General features: G+C 52.5%; 17 protein-coding genes and 2 rRNA genes (1 of these 19 cut by a window edge). 15 read left to right on the forward strand and 4 right to left on the reverse strand.

Annotation, left to right across the window (positions count from 1 at the left end):
- Positions 1 to 2,330 (forward strand): 23S ribosomal RNA (locus AC0VZ8_RS04590); it begins 600 nt to the left of the window's first position.
- A gap of 148 nt (positions 2,331 to 2,478) precedes the next feature.
- A 5S ribosomal RNA gene (rrf, locus tag AC0VZ8_RS04595) occupies positions 2,479 to 2,595 on the forward strand.
- Between the two features lie 153 nt (positions 2,596 to 2,748).
- On the opposite strand, the gene AC0VZ8_RS04600 is transcribed toward rrf, so the two are convergent.
- Positions 2,749 to 3,618 carry a hypothetical protein gene (locus tag AC0VZ8_RS04600; protein ID WP_475486160.1) on the reverse strand — a complete coding sequence of 290 codons (870 nt, stop codon included), beginning with the start codon at positions 3,616 to 3,618 and terminating at the stop codon, positions 2,749 to 2,751.
- A gap of 157 nt (positions 3,619 to 3,775) precedes the next feature.
- Positions 3,776 to 4,681, reverse strand: a complete 906-nt coding sequence (locus tag AC0VZ8_RS04605) for a LysR family transcriptional regulator (protein WP_475486161.1) — start codon at positions 4,679 to 4,681, stop codon at positions 3,776 to 3,778.
- A 170-nt stretch (positions 4,682 to 4,851) separates the two neighbouring features.
- Between AC0VZ8_RS04605 and AC0VZ8_RS04610 the strand changes: the two genes are divergently transcribed.
- The 12 genes from AC0VZ8_RS04610 to AC0VZ8_RS04665 all read left to right on the forward strand — a co-directional run bounded on the left by AC0VZ8_RS04610 (position 4,852) and on the right by AC0VZ8_RS04665 (position 20,977).
- Entirely contained in the window at positions 4,852 to 5,889 is a 1,038-nt protein-coding gene (locus AC0VZ8_RS04610; RefSeq protein WP_475486162.1) for an ABC transporter ATP-binding protein, read from the forward strand.
- A gap of 22 nt (positions 5,890 to 5,911) precedes the next feature.
- Positions 5,912 to 6,979, forward strand: coding sequence for an ABC transporter substrate-binding protein (locus AC0VZ8_RS04615; protein WP_475486163.1), 1,068 nt, complete (start codon positions 5,912 to 5,914; stop codon positions 6,977 to 6,979).
- A gap of 347 nt (positions 6,980 to 7,326) precedes the next feature.
- Positions 7,327 to 8,970: an ABC transporter permease gene (locus tag AC0VZ8_RS04620; RefSeq protein WP_475487638.1), complete on the forward strand. Its 1,644-nt coding sequence runs from the start codon at positions 7,327 to 7,329 to the stop codon at positions 8,968 to 8,970.
- Positions 8,967 to 10,283 (forward strand): MBL fold metallo-hydrolase, encoded by a 1,317-nt coding sequence (locus AC0VZ8_RS04625; protein WP_475486164.1) that lies wholly within the window; start codon positions 8,967 to 8,969, stop codon positions 10,281 to 10,283. The genes AC0VZ8_RS04620 and AC0VZ8_RS04625 overlap by 4 nt, the downstream gene beginning before the upstream one ends.
- 176 nt (positions 10,284 to 10,459) lie before the next feature.
- A complete protein-coding gene (locus tag AC0VZ8_RS04630; protein ID WP_475487639.1) occupies positions 10,460 to 11,440 on the forward strand; it encodes a beta-ketoacyl-ACP synthase 3 in 981 nt (326 codons plus the stop codon).
- Between the two features lie 186 nt (positions 11,441 to 11,626).
- A complete protein-coding gene (locus tag AC0VZ8_RS04635) occupies positions 11,627 to 12,979 on the forward strand; it encodes an ABC transporter substrate-binding protein (RefSeq protein ID WP_090912166.1) in 1,353 nt (450 codons plus the stop codon).
- Between the two features lie 118 nt (positions 12,980 to 13,097).
- Positions 13,098 to 14,054, forward strand: a complete 957-nt coding sequence (locus AC0VZ8_RS04640; protein ID WP_009592284.1) for a carbohydrate ABC transporter permease — start codon at positions 13,098 to 13,100, stop codon at positions 14,052 to 14,054.
- Entirely contained in the window at positions 14,051 to 14,914 is an 864-nt protein-coding gene (locus AC0VZ8_RS04645) for a carbohydrate ABC transporter permease (protein WP_009592322.1), read from the forward strand. Before AC0VZ8_RS04640 ends, AC0VZ8_RS04645 begins: the two co-directional genes overlap by 4 nt.
- A 79-nt stretch (positions 14,915 to 14,993) precedes the next feature.
- Positions 14,994 to 16,718, forward strand: a complete 1,725-nt coding sequence (locus tag AC0VZ8_RS04650; RefSeq protein WP_036661988.1) for a cache domain-containing sensor histidine kinase — start codon at positions 14,994 to 14,996, stop codon at positions 16,716 to 16,718.
- Positions 16,719 to 16,733: 15 nt separating this feature from the next.
- Positions 16,734 to 18,077 carry an ABC transporter substrate-binding protein gene (locus AC0VZ8_RS04655; RefSeq protein WP_475486165.1) on the forward strand — a complete coding sequence of 448 codons (1,344 nt, stop codon included), beginning with the start codon at positions 16,734 to 16,736 and terminating at the stop codon, positions 18,075 to 18,077.
- 22 nt (positions 18,078 to 18,099) lie between these two features.
- Positions 18,100 to 19,698, forward strand: coding sequence for a response regulator transcription factor (locus AC0VZ8_RS04660; protein WP_475486166.1), 1,599 nt, complete (start codon positions 18,100 to 18,102; stop codon positions 19,696 to 19,698).
- Between the two features lie 307 nt (positions 19,699 to 20,005).
- Entirely contained in the window at positions 20,006 to 20,977 is a 972-nt protein-coding gene (locus AC0VZ8_RS04665) for a ring-cleaving dioxygenase (protein WP_012819073.1), read from the forward strand.
- 88 nt (positions 20,978 to 21,065) lie between these two features.
- Here the strand turns inward: AC0VZ8_RS04665 and AC0VZ8_RS04670 are convergent, their stop codons facing one another.
- On the reverse strand, positions 21,066 to 22,019 hold the full coding sequence (locus tag AC0VZ8_RS04670) for a helix-turn-helix transcriptional regulator (protein WP_304147890.1): 954 nt from the start codon (positions 22,017 to 22,019) through the stop codon (positions 21,066 to 21,068).
- Between the two features lie 128 nt (positions 22,020 to 22,147).
- Between AC0VZ8_RS04670 and AC0VZ8_RS04675 the strand changes: the two genes are divergently transcribed.
- A complete protein-coding gene (locus tag AC0VZ8_RS04675; RefSeq protein WP_475486167.1) occupies positions 22,148 to 23,041 on the forward strand; it encodes an SDR family oxidoreductase in 894 nt (297 codons plus the stop codon).
- A 162-nt stretch (positions 23,042 to 23,203) separates the two neighbouring features.
- On the opposite strand, the gene AC0VZ8_RS04680 is transcribed toward AC0VZ8_RS04675, so the two are convergent.
- The gene (locus tag AC0VZ8_RS04680; protein WP_009592319.1) at positions 23,204 to 23,461 is read right to left on the reverse strand and encodes a GlsB/YeaQ/YmgE family stress response membrane protein; all 258 of its coding nucleotides are present in this window, start codon (positions 23,459 to 23,461) and stop codon (positions 23,204 to 23,206) included.
- Between the last annotated feature and the right edge of the window lie 123 nt (positions 23,462 to 23,584).

Below are 23,584 nucleotides of genomic sequence, written 5' to 3' on the forward strand. Positions count from 1 at the left end.
GATGGCGTGCCTTTTGTAGAATGAACCGGCGAGTTACGTTCCCATGCAAGGTTAAGGCGAGAAGCCGTAGCCGCAGCGAAAGCGAGTCTGAATAGGGCGACTGAGTATGTGGACGTAGACCCGAAACCGTGTGATCTACCCCTGTCCAGGGTGAAGGTGCGGTAACACGCACTGGAGGCCCGAACCCACGTATGTTGAAAAATGCGGGGATGAGGTGGGGGTAGCGGAGAAATTCCAATCGAACTCGGAGATAGCTGGTTCTCCCCGAAATAGCTTTAGGGCTAGCCTCGGAATGAAGAGTCGTGGAGGTAGAGCACTGATTGGGTGCGGGGCCCGCAAGGGTTACCAAGCTCAGTCAAACTCCGAATGCCATAGACTTATATCCGGGAGTCAGACAGTGAGTGCTAAGATCCATTGTCAAAAGGGAAACAGCCCAGACCATCAGCTAAGGTCCCCAAGTGTGTGTTAAGTGGGAAAGGATGTGGAGTTGCACAGACAACCAGGATGTTGGCTTAGAAGCAGCCACCATTTAAAGAGTGCGTAATAGCTCACTGGTCGAGTGACTCTGCGCCGAAAATGTAACGGGGCTAAACACACCACCGAAGCTATGGCTTGATGCGTATGCATCAGGGGTAGGGGAGCGTTGTATGCAGGTTGAAGGTGTACCGTAAGGAGCGCTGGACAGCATACAAGTGAGAATGCCGGTATGAGTAACGAAAAGATCAGTGAGAATCTGATCCGCCGAAAGCCCAAGGTTTCCTGAGGAAGGCTCGTCCGCTCAGGGTAAGTCGGGACCTAAGGTGAGGCCGAAAGGCGTAATCGAAGGACAACAGGTTGAAATTCCTGTACCACCGTAAACCGTTATGAACGATGGGGTGACGCAGGAGGGTAGTGACGCGGACTGATGGATGTCCGTCCAAGCAGTGAGGCTGATGTGTAGGCAAATCCGCACATCGATAAGGCTGGGCTGTGATGGGGAGTGAAAATTATAGTAGCGAAGGTCATGATCTCACACTGCCAAGAAAAGCCTCTAGTCAGGTGAAGGTGCCCGTACCGCAAACCGACACAGGTAGGCGAGAAGAGAATTCTAAGGCGCGCGGAAGAACTCTCGTTAAGGAACTCGGCAAAATGACCCCGTAACTTCGGGAGAAGGGGTGCCTCGGTAGGGTGAATAGCCCGAGGGGGCCGCAGTGAAAAGGCCCAAGCGACTGTTTAGCAAAAACACAGGTCTGTGCGAAGCCGTAAGGCGAAGTATACGGGCTGACGCCTGCCCGGTGCTGGAAGGTTAAGGGGAGCGGTTAGGGGTTAAACCCGAAGCTGTGAACCGAAGCCCCAGTAAACGGCGGCCGTAACTATAACGGTCCTAAGGTAGCGAAATTCCTTGTCAGGTAAATTCTGACCCGCACGAATGGCGTAACGACTTGGGCGCTGTCTCAACGAGAGATCCGGTGAAATTTTAATACCTGTGAAGATGCAGGTTACCCGCGACAAGACGGAAAGACCCCATGGAGCTTTACTGCAGCTTGATATTGGATTTGGGTACGATCTGTACAGGATAGGTGGGAGCCTTTGAAGCATGAGCGCCAGCTTGTGTGGAGGCGACGTTGGGATACCACCCTGATCGTATCTAGGTTCTAACCTGGTACCGTAATCCGGTACGGGGACAGTGTCAGGCGGGCAGTTTGACTGGGGCGGTCGCCTCCTAAAGAGTAACGGAGGCGCCCCAAGGTTCCCTCAGAATGGTTGGAAATCATTCGAAGAGTGCAAAGGCATAAGGGAGCTTGACTGCGAGACCTACAAGTCGAGCAGGGACGAAAGTCGGGCTTAGTGATCCGGTGGTACCGCATGGAAGGGCCATCGCTCAACGGATAAAAGCTACCCTGGGGATAACAGGCTTATCTCCCCCAAGAGTCCACATCGACGGGGAGGTTTGGCACCTCGATGTCGGCTCATCGCATCCTGGGGCTGAAGTAGGTCCCAAGGGTTGGGCTGTTCGCCCATTAAAGCGGTACGCGAGCTGGGTTCAGAACGTCGTGAGACAGTTCGGTCCCTATCTGTCGTGGGCGTAGGAAATTTGAGAGGAGCTGTCCTTAGTACGAGAGGACCGGGATGGACGTACCGCTGGTGCACCAGTTGTTCCGCCAGGAGCATGGCTGGGTAGCTACGTACGGACGGGATAAGCGCTGAAAGCATCTAAGCGTGAAGCCCCCCTCAAGATGAGATTTCCCAACTAGTAAGACCCCTTGAAGACGACGAGGTAGATAGGTTGGAGGTGGAAGTGCAGCAATGCATGGAGCTGACCAATACTAATCGGTCGAGGGCTTATCCAAAATCACCCCAAAAAGTAAAGCGAAGCTTTGAAGCAACGCCGAATACTTTCCGGGGACCCCGATACCACATCGGGTGAATGCTACGAATTCTAATGTGCTGCAAAGATCGTTTCGTATCTAGTTTTCAGGTGATCAAGCATCTGAACCGTTTGGTGGCGATGGCGGAAGGGTTCCACGCGTTCCCATACCGAACACGACCGTTAAGCCTTCCAGCGCCGATGGTACTTGGACCGAAGGGTCCCGGGAGAGTAGGACGTCGCCAAGCGAACAACCATAAAGACCGTTATCGAGTCATCGATAACGGTCTTTTTTGTTACACCCTTACGAATATTTGAACGGAATCATGTAACATCAGCAAGAAGGGCGCCCTTCTCTTCTTTTCCTTAATAGCTTCTTTTATCTAACATGTTTTCATAGCTTAATATCTTTCCAAGATCAGCTGTGTCTTCAAGCCGTCCATAGGAAGCAGCCAGCCGTTAGACTCGAGGGTGTCCATAAGCTCTGATCGGAGCTGGGAAGCCACCGAGACATCGGATGTTTTAAAAGAGATTTCGATCAGATTCTCGGTTCCTGTGCCGTCTGCATTACGAATCGGCCAAATTTCAAGGCTCATTTTCTGGCCATTCCAAGATCCTTCATAGCGGTAGAACGTCAGCGGTCCATGAATTCGGGACTGTGAGAGCTTTTGTTCACCCCAATTCGGGGAGGACCATTTTTTGAGCTTTCCTGGCAGTTTGTCCAGCAGTAAAGCCAAGGCGCCTTGTTCGGACGGGAGCGTTGTGCCGGTTGTATTCGTGCTTATTTTCTTGGTGTTGGAGAAGCTAAGCGTTTGTTTGCCGTAGCCCCAATCAATCTCGGCCTCGTAATTGTCATCCGAAGCATCAAATCCTTCCTGGTTTGCCAAGCTAAGTGCGGCGTTAATATCTCCATTCACGATGGGATACCGTTTCTTATAGGTAAGCTCGTAGTTATCTTTATCCTCTTTTTTGCGAAAACGGACGTCCCAGCCTTCGGCATTCAGCCCCAAATTGTTCGTGTCATAGTAAGCTACACCGATTGCCTGGGGTGCAGAAGCTATTCCGAATGCTTGAATGACTTCGCTCCGCAGGTTTCCACCGGATTCCAGCACGGTTTCGGGTTTGGCGAGGAGTTTCACTTCATACGTAGGAACGGCATTAGCGGCGGCCGAAACCTCCGCTGTCTGCAGTCCGGTTAATCCACTTCCTAGAGCCGCGAAACCTACCATGAAAGACAACGTCAGCTGTTTCCACTTTCTCAATACAATCACTCCCATAAGCTGGATTTAGGTACACAGCTTACTTTAAACGCTGAATAATTGTGAGCTGTTAACGGGGAAGGGCGACTGTATCAAATATATATAGAATTATTGAATAGCGGCATACATTTTTTGTTAATCCATCCACATGGCTTACAGAGCCGTTCAATTACAGGACTTGCTCCAATTGTTTGCCCACTTCGCACAAGACCTCTTGAAAACGCTGAATTTGTACGGAAGGAAGACGGTCTCGATTATGGACGCTGTAAATATGCCGAGATGCCTGATGGCCGGGAATCGGCAGAACGTGCAGTAAGCCTTCTTGCAACTCCCGCTGTACTGCCATGCGCGACATAAAGGAAACATGATTCCCCAATAACACAAGTTGTTTTATCGCTTCCAGCGAGTCCAGCTCCACCGGGCTCCGCATATGCAGACCATGCTGCTGCAGCCACAGATCGGTCAGCTGCCTTGTGCTGGACTCGGTTCCGTGAAGGACAAAGGGGCTGCGAATGATCTGCTCGGGCTGCGGATTATCCGATGCAGCCAGCGGGTGGCCTGGTGAACATATCAGAGTCAGGTCATCCTTGCACAAGGGCTCCGCCTGCAGGCTCGGACCCGTGAAGGGCTCCGATGATATAATGCCCAGGTCAATTTGGTGCTTACCCAACATGTCGCGAATGACCGGCGAAGGTTTGACAGACAAGGAAATCCGTATGCCGGGAAACTCATGCGAAAAGGCATTCAAGATCCCTGGCAGCAGATAGGTGGCAGGGACATAACTGGCTCCAATGTGCAGCGTTCCCCGATATAAGCTGTCGTATTCACGGACGACCCGCTCAGATTCTTTGGCCAGCGCGTTTATTTTTATCGCATAATGCAGCAGGGCTTGTCCGGCCTCGGTGAGAAATGTTTTTCCGCTTCGGGACTCGAACAGTCTTACTTGCAATTCCTCCTCCAATGACTTCATATGAAAAGTAACCGTGGGCTGCTTAATGCCGAGTATTTCTGCCACGCTGGTCATATGATGATGGCGGTCGATCAGCTCCACAATTTGCAGCTTCATTAGATTCATTCGTATCTCTCCCTTGATTATTCCTTATTTATGCTCTCTTATAGATTTAATCTATGAGTATCAACAGAATTCAAACAAAAAGTTAATTCCAAGTTTACATTAGTCTAATACAACGCTTAAACGTAACCCTTACACTGGAAATAGCTTAAGAAGACAGGTTGGGATCGAAAGTGGATATTGAAATCAGGGGCATTAAAAAATCATTTCAGGGCACACCTGCGTTACTTCCTACCGATTTAAAACTGCGTCACGGTCAATTCACCACATTGCTCGGGCCGTCAGGCTGCGGCAAAACGACTCTGCTCAGGATGATTGCCGGGCTGGAACAGCCGGACGGAGGAGAAATCTATGCGGAAGACCGGTGTATCTACTCCGTACACAAAAAGATTGACGTGCCGGCACACAAACGCAGCTTCGGGATGGTATTTCAGGATTTTGCCCTCTGGCCTCATATGACGGTATACGAGAATGTTGCCTTCGGATTAAAAGCGGCCAAGCTTAAGGCGGATCTCAGACAAAAAGTAACCGAAGCGCTGGCCATGGTCCGTTTGGAGGGGATGGAGGACCGTTATCCGCATCAGCTGTCCGGTGGACAACAGCAGCGGGTTGCATTTGCCAGAGCAGTAGCCATTCGTCCGGCACTGGTACTGTTCGATGAACCTCTCAGTGCGCTGGATGCCGTGCTTAGGGAGGAAATGCGGATCGAAATGATGTCGCTTGTGAAGGATATGGGGCTGACTGCCCTTTATGTCACACACGATCAGGTGGAAGCCATGTCGATGTCGGATGAAATTGTGGTCATGCGGAAGGGAGAAATCCTACAGCGTGGAACCCCGGAGATGATATATGAAACACCTAGCCATCCCTTTGTGGCTTCGTTTATCGGCAAGTCCAATTGGCTGACGGTGGATCATTCCATGGTGAGACCGGAGCATGTGACCTGGAGCAGGACAAGCACGGAGGATGTATGCTATCAGGCAACCGTGCTAAGCGTGAGCTATGTAGGCGAGCGATACGAAATTCGCTTGCAGGGGGAGGGCTTGGACAAGTGGACCGCTTACCTGGACAAGAGGGTGCCTGTCGGAGAACGCGTAAATCTGTACGTGTCTCCACATAAGGTCTGTCGGATGGGTGAAGGAACAAGTCCTGATAAGAATACAGACATACATCAAAATACAGCAAAACGCACGCCTGCTGCTGCAGGCTAAGATGAAGGGGAGTTGGGGAGAAATGAGTCAATGGAAATTACGAAAAAAAAGCACGATGCTGTTGCTGGCATCTGTCATGAGTCTAAGTCTGTTTGGATGCGGCAGTACCCCAAATGGGGATTCCGTTACGATGCCGGCACAGGATACAGGCAAATCATCTGCATCGGGGAGTACGCAAGTCGGAGGCAAGCTCGTTCTCTACAGCGCAGGTCCTCAAAAGCTTGCCGACAATATCGTGAGCGGTTTTGAAGCCAAGACCGGAGTGAAGGTAGAGATGTTCCAAGGCACAACGGGCAAAATTTTGGCAAGGATGGAAGCGGAAAAATCAAATCCGGTTGCGGATGTTGTCATTCTTGCATCACTCCCCTCCGCACAGGCACTGAAGGCGGATGGTCTGACATTGCCTTATCCTGAAGCTGCGAATGCGGACAAGCTGAATAAGGATTGGTCCGACGCGGAAGGTAACTATTTCAGCACTAGCGCATCGGCGCTGGGGATTGTATACAACACCAATCTGGTCTCTGCGCCGCCCCAAAGCTGGGCTGACTTGGGCTTGCCGGAGTGGAAGGATGCGGTCAATATTCCGGATCCGACGCTGTCGGGATCGGCGCTGGATTTTATTACGGGTTATTTGAGTGTGAAGGGCGACGCAGGCTGGAAACTGTTCGAGGATTATAAAGCCAATGGCACGGCTATGGCAGGAGCGAATCAGGAAGCGCTGGATCCTGTGATCACCGGTGCCAAGAGTTTGGTTGCTGCAGGCGTGGATTACATGGCGTATTCGGCCAAAGCCAAAGGCGAGCCGCTTGACATTGTATACCCGGAAGAAGGAACCGTCGTGAGCCCGAGACCGGCTGCGATTTTGAAATCCAGTCCGAACGTGGATAATGCCAAGGCTTTCATCGACTACTTGCTGTCGGACGAAGCACAGAAACTGGTGGCGGACGCCTATCTGATTCCGGGCCGTGTCGATGTGGAGGCTGAAGGCCGGACCAATCTGAAGGATATTCCAGTGTTTAAAGTGGATTGGGCTTGGATGAATGACCATGGGGATGAGACAGCGGCACGTTTTTCCGATGTATTCAAGTAAGTGCATAAGAGTGCGTGTTCAAAAAGGTCGGTTTTCAGCACCAGCTTATGCTTCCGAAGTGCGTTTTTTTCAAAACGCTTTAGGTTAGATGAAGCTAGGGAGTGAGGAGCGGAGCGTACGTAGTTTGTACGTGAGCACCTGAAATGTTTCATTAGGAAGCATGCTTCGGAAGCAACCGCTTAGGCCCGGATGAATTCAAGATTCGATGCCGAGTTGCTTCTTGATTCACTTCGTGATCAAAATCGGACTTTTTGAACAACCTCTAGGAGCGAACCACAGGAAGGCAATGTGAGGTGAACCGAAAAGTGAGACCTGTCATCATGGACAGTCAGCGATTTTTACGGAAAATGGGCGTTATTCTCGCCCTTTTTCTTCTTATTATAGGTATCGGTGTGCCATTGCTGCTTATTTTCTGGCAAAGTGTATACCCAAAACAGCACTTCGATTGGCTGGCGCCGATACGAACGATAGCCGGTCATGAGCTGTCGGGTATTTTGCTGCAATCCATCTGGCTGGGGGTATGCGTGGTGGCAGGATCGACACTGCTCGCGCTGCCGATCGCCTGGATGATGGCCAAAACCCGGTTGGGACAGCATCGGTGGGTGGACGTAATTTTGATGATTCCGTTCATGACCCCGCCGTATATCGGTTCGATGGGCTGGATTCTGTTTATGCAAAAGGGCGGATATTTGCAGCAGTGGCTGCCGGGAGCAGCGAGATGGAGCGATTCCTTCTTCAGCTTCGGAGGTATGGTGCTGATCATGAGTCTGCATTTGTTCCCGTTTCTCTACCTGCTGCTGCGGGACGCTCTGATTCGGATCGGCGGTAATCTGGAGGAGGCCGGTGCGGTTCACGGCGCAAGCGCTGGATACCGGTTTAGAAGAATCATACTGCCGCTGTTGTTATCCTCTTACGGCATGGGCGCGATGCTGGTGTTCGTCAAAACCATTGCGGAATTCGGCACCCCTGCAACGTTCGGTCGCCGCATCGGCTATTATGTAATGACCTCGGAAATCCACAAATATATTTCAAGCTGGCCTATCGATTTTGGTAAAGCGACCTCGTTGGCATCGGTCCTGCTGTCGGTTTGTCTGGTGATGTGGTACATGCAGTCTACGATCAGCCGGAGATTTACCTACCGTCTAGTCGGCGGCAGAGGTCAGCGCTCCAAGAGATATTCGCTGCGCGGAAGCAAAGGCGCCGTCTGCGCTCTTTACATCGGTTTGATGCTCATATTGTCTGTCGGCATTCCTTATTTTTCCGTCATTGCGGCATCTCTGATGAAACTCCGGGGAGCCGGATTGACCTTAGATAATCTGACGCTTGCTCATTACAAGGAACTGTTGTCCTGGGGATCGGTCAGCCAAAAAGCGCTCGGTAACAGTCTGGGCCTGTCGCTTGCCGCATCTACCGTTGCCGTTCTGCTCGGTACCGGTTTTGCCCTGACGATCGGCAAGTCCCAGGCACGGATGCAGCGGGTCATCGATCTGTTAAGTCTTTTGCCGAATACGGTTCCCGGCATTGTGATGGTGGTCGGTTTGATCCTGCTCTGGAATGCGCCATGGACGCCGGTTACGCTCTACAATACTTATGGGATGGTGGTACTGACGTACGTCGTGCTGTTCCTCCCCTATACAGTGCAATATGTAAAGGCCAGCTTTACGCAGATTGACGGTACTTTGTTTCAGGCGGGGCAGGTATTTGGAGGAGGTCCTCTGCTTATATTGCGGCGCATTCTGCTGCCGCTGATTATGCCCGGCATGCTGGCGGGATGGATCATGACCTTCACCATAGCATCACGGGAGCTGGTCGGGTCACTGCTCATTCTGCCGCCGTCGATGCAGACATCGGCTACGTATATTTTTGCCCAGTTCGAGCAGGGGCAGGTATCGCTCGGGATGGCCATGGCCGTTGTCTCCGTCGGCATGACGGTGCTGCTGTTGCTGCTGGTCGAAGCATTGAATTCTAAAAGAAAGTGGAATGCATCATGATGAAACTGACGGTGTGGGGCGGTGCGGGTGAGCATGGCCGCTCCGCCTATTTACTAAGCGGCAACCAGGTTCATTTACTCCTGGATTGCGGCGTCAAGAAGGAAGGATCGGGGGACTATCCCATGATCCAGCAAGAACAGGTGCCGAAGCTGGATGCCGTGTTTCTGTCGCATGCCCACGAGGACCACTCGGTGGCGATTCCGCTCCTGTACCGACTTGGCTATCAAGGGGAGGTATGGACCACCCGGGAGACGGCAGCGCAGTTAACGGCCTACTTTGCCTCCTGGAAAGAGTACACGGCGAGGGCAGGTGTAGAGCTTCCTTATATGGAGGAGGATCAGCTGGCGATCCGTTACCGGTATCTGGAGGAAGAGACGGAGAAGTTGACGTGGTTTGAGGCGCTTCCGGGCGTAGAGATCATGTGGGGACGAAGCGGCCATATGGTGGGGGCTGTTTGGTTTTTGGTACAGGCTGAAGGAAAACGGATCTTCTATTCTGGCGACTACACATCGGAATCGCTGCTGCTTGAGGATGACAGCCCAGCGCTGGTAGACAAACCCTCTTCCATGCTGCTGGATCTGGCTATTGTGGATGCGGCTTACGGGACCGACGCTACTTCACAGGCCGATAAGCTAAAGCAATTGGAACAAAAGATTGAGGGCACGCTGCAAACCGGCGGGAAGGTGTTGATACCGGTGCCGGCCGCCGGCCGAGGGCAGGAAATGATCCTATGGGCATACAGGAATTGGGGGAATGTGCCAATCATGATCGAAGCGCCGTTGATCGAAGGAATGAAGCGACTGCTTGGACGTTCGGAGTGGCTTCGCAGCCAGGAATCCGATCAGGGAATGAGGGATCAACTGGAGTTATTACTGAACCGAAACGATTGGATCGTGCCCGCTAGCGAAGCGGAACGTGAGTCCTTGCTCCATAAGCACGGGGCATCGCTATGGTTCGTAACGGATGGGATGATGCAGTCGAGTCTTGCGCAGTGGTACTATCGCCAGATGTCCGGCGATAGCCGGAATCTGGTTCTGCTCACAGGTCATGTTTCCAAGGGGACCTTTGGACATCGTCTCCTTCAACATCCGGCATCGTACGGTGCCTGCTCTGTCACGAAAATCAGGTACAAGGTACACCAAGGCTTGGCGGATGTGCGCCAGATGATAACCGGCGTTCCGGCACTACATACCGTACTCGTCCATGCAGACAAAGGAGAAACGGACCGGTTACGAGCCTGTCTGACAGAGGAAGCACCGAACTCAAACCTTCACATTTATTCCATGTCGGTTGGTGAGGAAGTATACTTCTAGTCGTGCTTAGAGAACCTTTATCGCTTTCGCGATAAAGGTTTTTTGTGTGGAATGGCTGTTGTGTGTTTAGATGTAGGTGAAGTTGGTGAAGGCTGTAATGAACATATATAAAAATAAATTAGTACCAAGTACTAGTACTTGGTGATATAATAGTTATAAACTTGGAGGTGTGAATGATGAGCCAATCGAAGTCGAGAATAACGGCAATCGGGACGTACGTTCCTGAACGGATCTTAACGAATGCGGATTTAGAGAAGATGGTGGAAACGAGCGATGAGTGGATCGTCCAGCGAACAGGCATGCGGGAACGCCGGATTGCGGCTCCCGATCAGTACGTGTCCGATCTCGCCATCAAGGCTGTAGAGGATATGGTTGATCGATACGGCGTTACCGTGCGGGATGCGGATATGATTCTTGTGGCCACAAGCACGCCGGAATATTCTTTTCCCAGTACAGCTTCACGGGTCCAATCGAAGCTGGGCATCGCAAGCACGGGTGCGCTGGATCTGAATGCCGCCTGTGCGGGATTCGTATATGCGCTGCAGATGGCTGACGGATTGATATCCGGGGGGGCCTACCGTAAAATTCTGGTTATCGGCGCGGAAACGTTATCGAAGATTACGGATTACACCGACCGAACGACATGCGTATTGTTTGGGGATGGCGCAGGTGCCGTATTGTTGGAGAGAGACGAGTCTTCGGCTGGGATCATCGCTTCCGTCTCGGGCACTTTTGGCGAAGGCGGCATTCATCTGTATAAAACCGCGCTCTCCGAGCAAATGGACGGTACGGAATTAAAGAGCGGATGCCTTGTCCAAAATGGCCGCGAGATTTATAAGTGGGCCATTCGGAACATACCGGACGGCGTCCGGGCCCTTTTGTCCAAAGGGGGCATGACGGCAGACGAAGTCGATTGGTTTGTTCCGCATAGCGCCAATCTCCGCATGATCGAGGCGATTAACGAGCGGGGGCCGTTTACAATGGACCGCACCTTGACCAGCGTCGAGTACCGGGGGAATACGTCGGCAGCTTCCATTCCGCTTGCGCTTCAGCTGGCCGTCGACGAAGGGCGCCTGAAATCGGGAGACCACGCACTGCTCTACGGATTCGGCGGAGGCATGACCTATGCGGGTTCCATCGTCAAATGGACGATATGATTCCTTAATATCTATAAGACCGCTATCGACATACGATATGCGGTTTTTTTGTCTGCGATTTTTGGATGAACGAACCTGAATCGTAATAAATTCAACTCAAATTCGAAAGTTTACCACCTCAAAATTTGGCACCGCTTTCATTAGACTAAAGAAGAAAAATACGTTCCATGGAAGAGGGGTAGAAGAATGAAAAGGTTTAAATCATGGAGCTTGCTGCTCCTGAGTGTCATCATGGTGTTCACGCTGGCCGCATGTGGAGGCGGTGGCGGAAACGGAAGCAGTACGGCTGAATCTCCGGGGGGAGGCAGCAGCAATGAAGGGACGGACAATACGAAAGAAGGAACCGAGTCCACAGAGAAAATCGAGCTCTCCTTCTGGTCGCTCGGAACGACCAACTATGAAGATCTGGCGAAGGAATATACGAAAGAGCATCCCAACATCACGTTCAAGTTCCAGAATACGTCGGACCAAACGGCGCACCACAACAACCTGACGACGGCGTTGTCCGCGGGCTCTGGCGCACCCGACATTTTCCAGCTGGAAATTGCCTTCATGGAGCGCTTCATCAATAACCAGGATAAATTCTATAACCTGTACGACCTCGGCGCCAAAGACTTAGAGGGCAACTACCTCGAGTGGAAATGGAAGCAGGCCACATCGGTTGACGGCACCTTCCAACTCGGTCTGCCAACAGACATCGGCCCTACGGTCGTCTATTACCGTACGGATCTGGCTGAGCAAGCAGGACTGCCAACCGATCCGGACGGCTTCAGCGCTGCGATCGATTCATGGGACAAATTCGCCAGCGTGGCCAAGGATTTCACCAGCAAAACAGGAAAGCCGTTCGCCGATTTGACGGACCTGGTCTACAACGGGGTGCGCGACCAATCCCCGGATCAAATCTACTTCAACAAAGAGGACGGCTCTTTTATCGGAGATACGAACCCGCAAGTGAGAAAAGCTTACGACTTTACGGTAAAAGGAATTCAGGAAGGCTGGATCGGCAACTGGATTCTATGGTCTCCTGAATGGCAAAAAGCGATCAATGACGGCGACTTCGGCGTTATGCTCGGCCCGGCTTGGATTGCCGGTACCATCCGCAATGCGAAGGACACCGCAGGCAAATGGCAGATTGCCCAGCTTCCTGAAGGAGCAGGCAACTGGGGCGGTTCGTTCCTGACCCTGCCGAAGGAAGGCAAACATTCGAAGGAAGCTTACGAATTCATCTCGTGGGTGCTGAACAAGGAGAATCAGCTGAAATCGTTTAAGGACAGCGGTTTGTTCCCGTCCATCCCGGCGGTGTACAGCGAGCCTTCGTTCACGGAAGAGAAGGACGAATTCTTCGGCGGTCAGGTCATTTCCGAAGCGTATGCCAAATCGGCGGAACGCATCAAGCCGGTTTACTACGGACCGCTTCATGACCAGACCGACACGATCATCAAAAACGCGCTCAAAAACGTCCTGGAGAAAAAGGCCGACCCGCAAAAAGAATGGGAAAGCGCAATGAAGCAAATCAAGACGCTGGTCGATCGCAGCTAGGTTAAACAGAAGGATCATTCCAGCTCCCGTTCATATCCAATAACCGTCCGAACCCGAGAAGGGATAAAGCGCCCTTCGCTCGGGTTCGGATTTATCCTTACCTACCTGGAGGTGCATCATGGCAGACACAGCAACGGCAGAATCGCCGCAACCGGTGCCGCAAAGGCGGCGCTTGTTGACGGAGACCGTGCGAAGCCGGTTTACGGCTTATACGTTTATATCGCCATTCTTTATATTGTTCGCAATCTTCGGTCTGTATCCGATCCTGTTTACCATCTATTTGTCCTTCTTCAAATGGGATGCGCTCGGACCGATGAAATACGTCGGCTTCAAGAATTACGAGCTTATTACAAGCGACCCGACCTTCTGGATCGCATTTAGCAACACGCTCATAATGGCTCTGATGGGAACCGTGCCGCAGCTGATTGTGGCATTATTTGTTGCGGTTATGCTCAACTCGGCCTTGAACAGATTCAAGAACACGTTCCGCATCCTGTATTTTATGCCGAACATCACCTCCATCGTTGCGGTGACGCTGGTATTCAGTACGATGTTCGGAAACAACGGGATGGTCAACTGGCTGCTGAACACCTTCGGTGCGGAAAGCGTGCCGTTCAACTCCGGCTGGTGGGGAGTCAAAATCGCCATATCGTCCATGGTCATGTGGCGGTGGATGGGCTATAACGCCATTATTTTTCTGTCGGGGCTGCAGAGCATTCCGACCGATATTTATGAAGCGGCCAAAATCGACGGGGCCACCCGAGGCCAGCAGCTGCTCTATATCACGCTGCCGCTTCTTCGCCCATTCATTCTGTTCGTCACTTTGGTATCGACGATCGGCGCGCTCCAATTGTTTACGGAGCCTTATGTATTCCTCGGTCAGTCCGGCACGGGCTCTACGCGTCAGGAAGGGGTCACGATGGTCACCTATTTGTATAACGAAGCATTTAAGAACGGATTCTTCGGTACGGCTGCGGCAACGGCGGTTCTCTTGTTCATCGCCACCATTCTGTTCTCGGTATTAAATATGATATTGGGCCGCGAAGGCAAAGATTCGGGAGGTAAAAAAGCATGAGCACAGTCGCCATAAGCCGAAAAAAGCCGGATGAACCCGGTGTTGTCGCGAAATTCTTTTTCTATCTTTTCATGGTCCTTGGCGCGCTGGTCTCGGTCTTCCCGTTCTACTGGATGTTTGTCGTGGCTACCAATGACAAGGATGCGGCATTTCACATTCCGCCGCTGCTTACGCCCGGCACGCAGTTTTTCGATAACTTCGCGCGCGTGCTGGAGCGGACGGATTTTTTCAGGGCCTTGATGAACTCGGTGGTGGTGTCTACGGCCGTGACCTTGTCCGTTGTGTTCCTCTGCACGCTGGCGGGTTATGCTTTTGCCAAGTATGAGTTTCCTCTGAAAAAGACGCTGTTTGTTTTTGTCATTGCCACGATGCTGGTGCCCGCCCAGTTAGGCGTGCTTCCACAATACGTCATCATGGCCAAGCTGCACTGGATCGACAGCTACAAAGCGCTGATCGTGCCGGCCATGGTCAATGCCTTCGGCATTTTCTGGATGCGGCAGTATATCGCCTCTGCCGTTCATACCGAGCTGATCGAAGCGGGGCGGATCGACGGCGGCGGACATTTCCGGATCTTCTGGAACATTGCCATTCCCGTTGTTACCCCGGCGATGGCCACGCTTGGGATTCTGAACTTCATGAATGTGTGGAACGATTTCTTCTGGCCGCTCGTCGTATTGAAAAACAGGGAGAATTACACCATTCAAATTGCGCTGCAGCAATTGTTCACCAATAAGGACGGCCTTGATTTCGGCATGATCATGTCGGCCACCTTCACGGCGACGCTGCCGCTTCTCATCGTGTTTCTATTGTTCAGCCGATGGGTTATCGCCGGATTGACATCAGGCGCCATAAAAAGTTAACAAGCAAGGTGAAGTCGACAAGGAATGCGGCCTGTCATGAAGAATAATAGACATAGTAGAGTGGAGGGAGGAAGGATCCATGAAACTCCGCCGAAAGATATTGCTGGCTATTATTCTTCTGGTCTTCATTCCGGTCATCGCGCTGGGCGGGGTATCCTATTACAGCTTTTCGGAAGCGATGGAGAAGAAGTCGAATGATTTCTACTGGATTTCGCTCCTGGAAACGGATCGGAAACTGAAGTTCGCCTTGAACGAAATCACGACGATTTCGAACTCGGCGATTACCCAGCAATCGGTTCAGCAGATGCTGAAACAGCCGGAATACGCGGTTACCTATGAACGGCGGCAGGAGATCAACAATCTGATCAATCATCCGATGATTGCGTCGTTTGCTTTTTATTCGAATGACCGGTTGATGTATAACACGAATGGCGGAATGGAGCTTCAGGAACTGAGGCAGCAGGCATGGTATGAAGCGGTGGAGAAGGCGGAGGGGCGTCCCGTATGGGTCGGACCCGGCGAGAACGGCTCCGCGGCTGACGGCGCTCCCGTTTTGATTCAATCCAGGGTCATCAAGGACTATTACTCGCTGGAGGATATCGGAACCGTGGTGATCTACGTGAAGCCGGATCTCCTGGATCAGGTGTTCTGGGAGGCGGCAACGCTGAAGCAGGGAGATATTTTGCTGGTCAACCAGCAGGGGCATATCGTGTTCAGCAAGTCAGGCGGGCATATCGGGGAGCGGACGGAATTCCCGTTTCTCTCGGATAGTTATAAGACGAATGGAAAAGGCTACTATATCGATCAATATGCAGGCGAAAAATCGCTGATCACCTATTCACCTTCCCATAATAAAGATTGGTTTCTGGTCGCCATCACGCCAAGCAAATTGATTTCGGCCGAATCGGTCCCGATTCGCAACCTGGCCTTGATCCTGGGATTGATCTCGCTCGTGTCGGCGTTCCTGTTCGACCGTTTTTTTGTGCGCAGAATGGTGCGCAGCATCATTAGTGCGGTGAACGGGATGAAGCGCGTCAAGCAGGGCATCTTCGTTCCGATCCCGTCGCATAACGTGGCGGAGGACGAGACGGATTTGTTGATCGACGGCTTTAACCGGATGAGCACCCAGATCCAGGAGCTGATTGGGCAGGTCGAGACGGAACAAGCACGAAAAAAGGAAGCGGAGCTGCAGGCGCTGGTCGCTCAGATCAATCCGCACTTTATCTATAATTCACTGGAATCGATCAATTCGATGGCCGTGCTTCAGGGCAATAAGGATATCAGCAAGATGGTGGTTTCGCTTGGAAAGCTGCTGCGTATCAGCATCAGCGAGCATCATGAGCTTATCCCCCTCAGCATGGAGCTGGAGCATGTCCAGCATTACATGCGGATACAGAAATTCAGGTTCGAGGAAAAATTCGATTACGGCATTGAGCTTCCGAATGAACTGAGGCACTACGTTACGCAAAAGCTGATCGTTCAGCCGATTGTTGAGAACGCTTTATATCACGGGATCGAGCCGATGGAGGAGAGCGGACTCATCTCCATCAGGGTGTCCGAGAACGGCGAGGATATCGTGATTGACGTGGAGGACAACGGTCCGGGCTTCGATCCGGAAACGCTGATGAAGCTGTGGAATTCGGATCCGGGACAGCTCAAAAAGTATCGCGAGAACGGGGTCGGATTGAAGAATGTCCATGAAAGGCTGCGGATCCGGTTTGGCAGCCGTTACGGCCTGATGATCTGTTCCTCCCCGGGTTACGGCTCCTTGATACGAATTCGAATACCGAAAATACTGACATGACAGGGGGGCTGCAGGGTGAGATGGTTTTGGAATTGGGGCTGGATCGTCGGATATGCCGCTCTGTTGGCGCTGTCTGTCGTGTGGGTGACGGTACAGAATCAGGGACCGGCCCAGGAGGAACAGCCGGAGAAAATCACGCTGACGTTCCGGCATTTCTGGAACAAAGAGCATGACAAGCCGGTGCTGGCCGTATTCGAGAGCATCGTCCGCACTTACGAGAAAGCGCATCCAAACGTAAAGGTGAATTTCGAGAGCATCGATCAGACGATTCACCGGGAACAAAAGCTGAAGAGCGAGATGGTGACCGGCACGCCGCCGGATATGTTTGTTTTGTTCGGAGGCGCCGAGATCGTGCCTTATGCCAGATCCAACCGGTTGATGGATTTAACGGATTTTTTGCAGGATACCGGATTGAAGGAGCAGTTCAAGGATCTGCACCATTGGACCTTCGAGGACCGGATCTATGGCCTGCCCTTTGAGGGACACGCAGAGCCGATCTATTATAACCGGGCTTTATTCCGGCAGCTGAAGCTGGAGCCTCCGAAGACGCTGGAGGAGATGGACGAAGCTATTCGCGTTCTTCGGGAGAACGATATCATTCCCTTTGCGGTCGGCAACGAAGACAGGTGGCCGGCGGGAATTTTTGCCCACTATTTCATGGATCGCTACGCCGGGCCGGAACTGATTGACCGGCTGGTTGAAGGCGATGATCAGGCCAGCTTTGTGCAAGAGTCGTATTTGGAGGCGTTTGAGCACTTGGAGCTGTGGATCAACGAAGGGGCGTTCAGTCCGAAGGCGAACGATCTTTCCACGGAAGAAGCGATTGCCCAGTTCACGGAAGGAAAAGCGGCGATGTATATGAACGGCAGCTGGGATATTACGCTGCTGCAGAATGAGGATTACCCGGATTTTCAGAATGAGATCGGCGTCATTCCCTTTCCGTCGCTTTTTCCCGGCGAAGAACGCTCCTTAGCAGGGGGATATACGATCGGCATCGGGCTGTCATCGGACTTGGATGAAACGAAAAAGCAATCGGCTCTGGAGCTGCTGGGCATGTTCTATACCCCGGAGGTGCAGACTCGGCTGGTGTATGAAGGGCTGCGCGTCCCTTCGATGAAGATTGACTATGATTCCAAGAAAACCGGGCCGGTTTTTGCCCAAGTCACGGAATTGATGGAGGAATCCACGAGCACCTTTCTGCCTTACGACAACACGTTATCACCCGAGGTGAACAGTTCGTTCCTTAAGGTGATCGAGGATATGATTGGAGGACGGATCGATGCTGCCGGCGCATTGGAGCAAATTCAGAAGTCCTCGGTGCGGTATTGGAAGCTTAGGCGGAATACGGCAGCAGAGTAAACAGGAGACAGGGGGGAACGTCATGGGCGGATCGGAAGGCAAATTCAGAGTCATGCTGGTCGATGATGAGCCGATCATTCTGCGCAGCCTGAAGGCGGCTATTCCATGGGATGAGCTCGATCTGGAGGTCGTTGGGGAGGCCAAGAGCGGAGACGGCGCATTGAAGCTGGCGCGCGAAGTGTCGCCGCATATCATTATCAGCGATATTCGGATGCCGGGGATGGACGGCATTACGCTCATGAAGGAGCTGAAGGCGGATCAGGCAAGACGAATCATTATTTTCATCAGCGGGTACGGCGAATTCGAATATGCGAGGGAAGCGCTGCGCGAAGGGGCTTTCGATTATTTGTTGAAGCCGATCGACCACGATGAACTGACCGAAACGATTGCCAGGGCGGCCAGAACCCTGGAGAAGCAGATTGCGGATGACCAGATGCTCCACTCGATCAAGGTTCTGTCGCTGCTGGCCCGGGAGCGGATGCTGACCGAATTCATCGAAGGAAACCGTAGTCCCCTGCAGCATATGCAGTGGCTGGAGGACAGCGAGCTGGAGCATGGATACACGATGGCCGTCATTCAATTGGATCAATATTTGCGGCTTAACGAGCTGTGGAGCATGGACGAGAAACGCCTGTGGCTGTTTGCCGTACGGAACGTCCTTGAGGAGTGGTCCTTGCAGCATGGCGGGCTGACGGTATTTCCTTTTCGCAGCGGGGAATGGGTGCTGCTGTTTCCGAACCTGACGAAGGAGCGGCAGGAGGATATCGGCCGGGATCTGGTGCAATTGATCAAGCGGAACACGAAGCTGTCCTGCTCGGTCGGCTTCAGTCCCAGCATGGCCGGGATCGACCGTCTGGGAACGGCTTACGAGACGGCCGTGCGCGCATTGTACCAGCGGTTTTATTCCGGGGAAGAGGGCGTGTTTCTCGGGACGCCCGATTCGGTGCTGGAAACGGCCAGCGAAGCGAAGTATCCGAAGCATCTCGAGTCGCTCATGGTGGAAAGCATCCGTACGCTTCATAAGGAGCGGCTCCTGGAGCTTTTTGACGAAACCAAGGCTTATATCGAGGAGCATGCGTTCAGCAGGGAGATGACCGAGCGGGTGCTGCTGGAGATGAGCGTCGTGCTGTATCGGCAGTGTGAGCATATGAAGGTGCTGTTTGAGTGGTCGCTGGAGGAACTGCTGCAGGAGCTTCATGCATCCGGCACGCTTCAGCAGCTGATGGACGTCATCAAGAGCCACTTCAGCAAGTGGATTGCCGAGAGCCGGTCCGGGCAGGCCAAAGACAATGTTCAAGCCGTGATGGGCAAAGCCAAGGAGTACATCGCGGAGAATTATCAGAAGGATCTGACCATCGAAGAGGTTTCGGAGCTGGCGGATCTGAGCATCAGCCATTTCTGCACGCTGTTTAAGGGAACGACGGGCTATACGTTTCTGGAGTACCTGACGGAGTGCCGGATCGAGAAGGCCAAGAGCATTCTGCTGAATACGGACGTGAAGGTGTACCAGGTAGCGCCGCTGGTAGGGTATCAGGATCCGCGATATTTCACCCAGGTATTTAAGAAAATTACGGGGAAAACGCCATCCGAGTATCGGGAAGAGGCGGTGTCCAAGACATAGAATGAATCTGTATCCCATGATATTGAAATCGGATATTTTGCGGATAGGGTTCAACATAGGAGGGAATGAATAACAGATCCATTTTTCCGGGGTTGATCGGGGAAAAGGAGTTCTGTTATTTTTATTTTAAATATCTTAATATTAAGACTTGACGATTTAAGGTTTAGATACTAAACTGAGATTAAGCAAAACGTAAAGAAGGCAGCGAAGAACGAAGCTGCTCCCGGATCAGACAGCAAATATGAATATTTATGATGTTTTAACATGCTATTAATAACGAAAAAAACGATAAATGGAGGTTGAAGTCATGAAGTTTAAAGGAATTCATCACGTATCCGCGTTAACGGCTGCGGCTTCGCGGAACTTCGAATTTTATACAAAGGTCCTGGGCATGCGATTGGTCAAGAAAACGGTGAACCAGGACGATGTGTCGGTGTACCATCTGTTTTACGGCGATGAAAAAGGAAACCCCGGCACGGAGCTTACCTTCTTCGAAATTCCGATGGCGGGCCGGACCCGCGAGGGAAACAACAGCATTTCGGCAACATCCCTGCGCGTGCCGAACGACCGCGCCTTGGAATACTGGACCCGGCGGCTGGACGAGCACGGCGTGGAACGCGAGGAGATCAAGGAACGTGCGGGCCGATTAACCCTTCTCTTCAGGGATTTCGAGGGCCAGCGCATCATTCTCGTTTCGGATGAACATAACGAGGGAGTTCCAGGCGGCGTTCCATGGGAAAAGGGGCCGGTTCCGGCGGAATACGCCATCATCGGATTAGGCCCGGTGCAGCTGACCGTGCCTAACCCAGTGCAGACCGTGAAGGTATTGACGGAGCTGATGGGCTTCCGCTACAAAGGGCATTATGCTTCGCCAGTAGACGGGCAGCCGGACATCCTGGTCTTTGAGACGGGAGAAGGCGGTACGGGAGCGGAAGTGCACGTGGAGGAACGAACGGATCTTCCGCAGGAGCGGCTTGGCCGAGGCGGCGTTCATCACGTAGCATTCCGCGTCGAGGACGAGGAAGAGCTTCGGTCCTGGATTGACCGGATCGGCGATGTAGGCTTTTCGAATTCGGGATTTGTCGATCGCTTCTACTTCCGTTCCTTGTATTTCCGGGAGCCTAACGGTATTTTGTTCGAGGTAGCTACCGACGGTCCGGGCTTTGATACGGATGAGCATATCGACCATCTCGGCGAGTCCCTTGCGCTGCCGCCGTTTCTGGAGCCGAAGCGGGAACAGATCGAAGCCAACCTGAAGCCCCTCCATACCATTCAATGAAGACGGCGCACACATAGCGCACGCAATATACACGACACCGGGTAAGCCTCTGTTTTTGGGGCGAGATTGCCCGGTGTTTTAATTTGATCTATTCATATAGCCGTGATATGGCATTTGCCGCCATGCTGACATGCTCCCTAAGCTCTTGGGGGGCAGTCACCTCGATTTCCGCCCCGCAGCTTAGAAGAAATGCCGAAGCCGATTCCAAAGTGTTGAATTCCAAATCGGCCGTTATCCATCCGTCGTGCTGGCTATCCATGTCACACCGGAGTATTTTCACGTACCGCTCCCGCTCAAAGCGTTTGATCAGATCGACGGTCATGCGAACCTGTGCGGGATACTGCGGGAGATTTTGCATGAACCGTGCCAGCGACTCCTCCCAATACTCGGCTAGATTAAAACCGGCCGGGCGCTCAAACGTATCCTCGGACATGACGGCATCCACGATTCTCGATACGCGGTAGGTTCTCAGCTCGCCTTGAGATTCGGCCACCACATACCAGGTGCTCCGTTTGGCAACCAGCCCGAGTGGATGAATCCTTCTTTCAACTCGTTCCTCTCCCTTCATGTATTGGATTTGCATGATCCGATCCAACCACAGGGCTTCCTGCAGAACCGTAAGATACGGATGCGATTCGCGATAGGAGTGCCAGCCTGCGCCATCGATATGGATCTTCTCCCGAATGATTTCGGCATCCTGCCGAATGGAGCGTGGGGAAGAAGCCAATAATTTTTGATAGGCGGCATCAAACTGTTTACGGATCCCCAAATCGCCGATCAGCGGGCTGTGGCTGGAAACCAGCAGGGAGATGAGCTCGTCCGGCGTCATGCCGGTCAGGTTCGTTCGATAGCTCTCCTCCAGCACCCAGCCGCCCTGGGATCCTCTTTCCGCATACACGGGGATGCCGGCGGAGCTCAAGCTTTCCATATCGCGTATAATCGTGCGCTCCGATACCTCAAGCTGCTCCGCCAGATAACGGGTGTTCTTCTTCCCCCCGTTCTGAAGCATCAGCATAATGGATAATAGACGATCCGCCCTCAAGTCATGTCACCTCTCTATATCTATGGAAGTTAATTGTATTGTAGCATGGATATAAGACAACGGATGTCATATATGTCTGATACGATGAAGGCGTTGAGATACTTCAGTATATAGTTGGAGGTAACGCTATGAATAACAATGTTCCTAAGCCATTGCAAGGAAAAATCGCCGTCGTGGCCGGAGCGACCCGGGGAGCAGGCCGCGCCATTGCGGTGATGCTGGGTGCCGCGGGGGCAACGGTGTATTGCACGGGACGGAGCGTACGCGGCCAAGCGTCGGATATCAAGCGGACGGAGACCATTGACGACACGGCGGAGATGGTGACGGAGCGGGGCGGCACCGGCATTGCCGTGCAATGCGACCATACCGTGGAAGAGCAAGTAAAAGCGTTGTTTGAACGCATTCGTGAAGAGCAGCAAGGCCGGCTGGACATCCTCGTCAATGATATATGGGGCGGCGAGAACCTGACGCATTGGAATATTCCGTTCTGGGAGCAATTTCTGTCCGATGGACTGCTGATGCAGGAGCGGGCAGTAACAACGCATATGATCACGAGTTATTACGGCGTTCCGCTGATGGTGGAGAACGGCGGCGGATTGGTCATTGAGGTCACGGACGGCTCGACGTACCGGTATCGCGGGAATTTGTATTACAGTCTGGCAAAAGTCTCAACGATTCACCTGGCGGCAGCCATGGCGGAAGAGCTCCGTCCCTATCAGGTAACCGCACTGTCCGTGACGCCGGGATTTCTGCGCTCCGAGCAGATGCTGGATCACTTCGGCGTTACGGAAGAAAATTGGCAGGATGCTGCGGCACAAGAACCGCATTTCATCGAATCGGAGACTCCATATTTTCTGGGGCAGGCCGTTGCGGCGCTGGCAGCCGACCCGAATGTGGCCGACAAGAGCGGCAAGGCGCTGACCAGCTGGGATTTATCGGATGAATACGGGTTTAGCGATATCGATGGGCGTAAGCCGCATTGGGGCAATTACGCGAAGGAGCAGGGACTTCCCGTTACTTGAACATGTAAAACAGGGTGACCTATGCCATGATGGCGAATAGGTCACCCTGTTTGGCTACGGAAATTGTCCGTTGCACTTGCGAATACCGCTGTAAGTACGTCTAAACCATGCCATTAGCGGAACATCGCGAAAAATTAGGCATCAACGTTCAATTTCAAGTGGTTATGAGCGGCCGCGTCTCATCGAACCCATGATCAGGCTGACGATAAAGACCAGAATGACGGCACCGATCAACGCAGGCAGGATGTAGAATCCACCCATTTCCGGTCCCCAGGATCCGAGCAGAAGTCCGCCCAGCCAAGCACCGACGAAACCAGCAATGATGTTACCGATGATACCGCCGGGAATGTCTCTGCCCATAATCAAACCAGCAATCCATCCAATGATGCCGCCAACGATTAATGACCAAAGAAAACTCATGTTTATCACCTCGTATAAGTTATAGTTGTTTGTGCCTTACTATTAACCAAAGACGTGACTTTTAAACCGGATTGACCAGCAACTTGGATAAAATCATTATTTTCCAACGCAGTGATATACCGC

The sequence above is a fragment of the Paenibacillus sp. QJM3NY_38 genome (genome assembly GCF_056173265.1).

Excerpts from the sequence above, each read along its gene's own strand:
- AC0VZ8_RS04605 (WP_475486161.1), bottom strand. The coding sequence starts at position 4,681 with ATGAATCTAATGAAGCTGCAAATTGTGGAGCTGATCGACCGCCATCAT.
- AC0VZ8_RS04615 (WP_475486163.1), top strand. The coding sequence starts at position 5,912 with ATGAGTCAATGGAAATTACGAAAAAAAAGCACGATGCTGTTGCTGGCA.
- AC0VZ8_RS04620 (WP_475487638.1), top strand. The coding sequence starts at position 7,327 with ATGGGCGTTATTCTCGCCCTTTTTCTTCTTATTATAGGTATCGGTGTG.
- AC0VZ8_RS04625 (WP_475486164.1), top strand. The coding sequence starts at position 8,967 with ATGATGAAACTGACGGTGTGGGGCGGTGCGGGTGAGCATGGCCGCTCC.
- AC0VZ8_RS04630 (WP_475487639.1), top strand. The coding sequence starts at position 10,460 with ATGAGCCAATCGAAGTCGAGAATAACGGCAATCGGGACGTACGTTCCT.
- AC0VZ8_RS04635 (WP_090912166.1), top strand. The coding sequence starts at position 11,627 with ATGAAAAGGTTTAAATCATGGAGCTTGCTGCTCCTGAGTGTCATCATG.
- AC0VZ8_RS04640 (WP_009592284.1), top strand. The coding sequence starts at position 13,098 with ATGGCAGACACAGCAACGGCAGAATCGCCGCAACCGGTGCCGCAAAGG.
- AC0VZ8_RS04645 (WP_009592322.1), top strand. The coding sequence starts at position 14,051 with ATGAGCACAGTCGCCATAAGCCGAAAAAAGCCGGATGAACCCGGTGTT.
- AC0VZ8_RS04650 (WP_036661988.1), top strand. The coding sequence starts at position 14,994 with ATGAAACTCCGCCGAAAGATATTGCTGGCTATTATTCTTCTGGTCTTC.
- AC0VZ8_RS04660 (WP_475486166.1), top strand. The coding sequence starts at position 18,100 with ATGGGCGGATCGGAAGGCAAATTCAGAGTCATGCTGGTCGATGATGAG.
- AC0VZ8_RS04665 (WP_012819073.1), top strand. The coding sequence starts at position 20,006 with ATGAAGTTTAAAGGAATTCATCACGTATCCGCGTTAACGGCTGCGGCT.
- AC0VZ8_RS04675 (WP_475486167.1), top strand. The coding sequence starts at position 22,148 with ATGAATAACAATGTTCCTAAGCCATTGCAAGGAAAAATCGCCGTCGTG.
- AC0VZ8_RS04680 (WP_009592319.1), bottom strand. The coding sequence starts at position 23,461 with ATGAGTTTTCTTTGGTCATTAATCGTTGGCGGCATCATTGGATGGATT.